Raw genomic sequence first — 1,429 nt, 5'->3', positions numbered from 1 at the left:
GGTTGCGTCCTGGGAAGTGGTGTACGGGTTCGACCTGATCCGGGGGATTGCTCCGGCATCGGGATGAGGCCCGCATAGTCGAGCGGCCACCGGCTGATCTTCGAAGTGTCGAAGCCTCGAAGGAGATCAGCACGATGACCGCACCTGACAGTGTGCCTCTGCACGCCCTGACCGAAGACAATCTCGCCGCGGCGAGTCCGGATCTGCTGCGCGCGATGGTCAAGACGTTCGCCGACGCACTGATGTCCGCCGAAGCCGACGCGGTCTGCGGCGCCCCGTATGGGCAGGTCAGCGACGAGCGGGTCAACCAGCGCAACGGCTACCGGCCGCGGGAGTGGGACACCCGCGCGGGCACCATCGAGCTGGCCGTGCCCAAACTCAGGCACGGCTCCTACTTCCCGCACTGGCTGCTCGAACGCCGCCGCCGCGCCGAGCAGGCCCTCATCTCGGTGGTCGCTACCGCCTACCTGCTCGGAGTCAGCACCCGCCGTGTCGAGAAGCTCGCCGAGACCCTCGGCGTCACCCAGTTGAGCAAGTCCCAGGTCAGCTCCATGGCCAAGCACCTGGACGAGCAGGTCGCCGCGTTCCGCAACCGGCCCCTGGACCAAGGTCCCTACACCTTCGTCTGGGCCGACGCACTGACCCAGAAGGTCCGCGAAGGCGGCCGCATCATCAACATCCACGCGCTGATCGCGGTCGGCGTCAACGCCGACGGCCACCGCGAAATCCTCGGCATCGACCTGGCCACCGCCGAGGACGGCGCCGGCTGGCTGGCCTTCTGGCGCTCCCTGACCGCCCGCGGCCTGCGAGGAGTCCAGCTCGTCGTCTCCGACGCCCACCCCGGCCTGATCGACGCCATCGGCGCCAGCCTGCCCGGCGCATCCTGGCAGCGCTGCCGCACCCACTACGCCCGCGCCCTGCTCGCCCAAGTGCCTAAAACCGCCCAGCCGTGGGTGGCCACCATGCTGCGCACCGTCTTCGAACAGCCCGACGCCGCCGCCGTCCACACCCAGATCAAGCAGGTACTCGACGCGCTGGAGGCCAAGTTCCCCAAGGCAGCAAGCCACCTGGATACCGCCCAGCACGACCTGCTGGCCTTCACCGCCTACCCCCGCCAGATCTGGGCCCAGATCTGGTCCAACAACCCCCAGGAACGGCTGAACAAGGAGATCCGCCGCCGCACCGACGTCGTCGGCATCTTCCCCGACCGCACCGCCGCCATCCGTCTGATCGGCGCCGTGCTCGCCGAGCAAAACGACGAGTGGACCGAAGCCCGCCGCTACATGGGCCGCGACCTCCTCGCCAAGGCCCGCCTCCACCCGATCGAGTCAGAAACCAACGACCCCGACCTGCCCACCGAACTCACCGCATAACCTCACAACAAGATCACGCCAGTGGCCACCGATACACCACCCCCGCGGACGTGACC

Annotated in this window: 1 protein-coding gene; it reads left to right on the top strand. The window is 68.4% G+C overall.

The annotated features are described in order from the left end of the window. The first annotated feature begins 134 nt into the window (after nucleotides 1-134). The gene (locus ACFYVJ_RS34770) at nucleotides 135-1,373 is read left to right on the top strand and encodes an IS256 family transposase (protein WP_388900521.1); all 1,239 of its coding nucleotides are present in this window, start codon (nucleotides 135-137) and stop codon (nucleotides 1,371-1,373) included. The last annotated feature ends 56 nt before the right edge of the window (nucleotides 1,374-1,429 follow it).

It is taken from the genome of Streptomyces sp. NPDC004134, assembly GCF_042874195.1.
GTDB lineage: Bacteria > Actinomycetota > Actinomycetes > Streptomycetales > Streptomycetaceae > Streptomyces.
The sequence above is the reverse complement of the archived record's forward strand: the minus strand, read 5'-3'. Positions and strand labels throughout refer to the sequence as shown.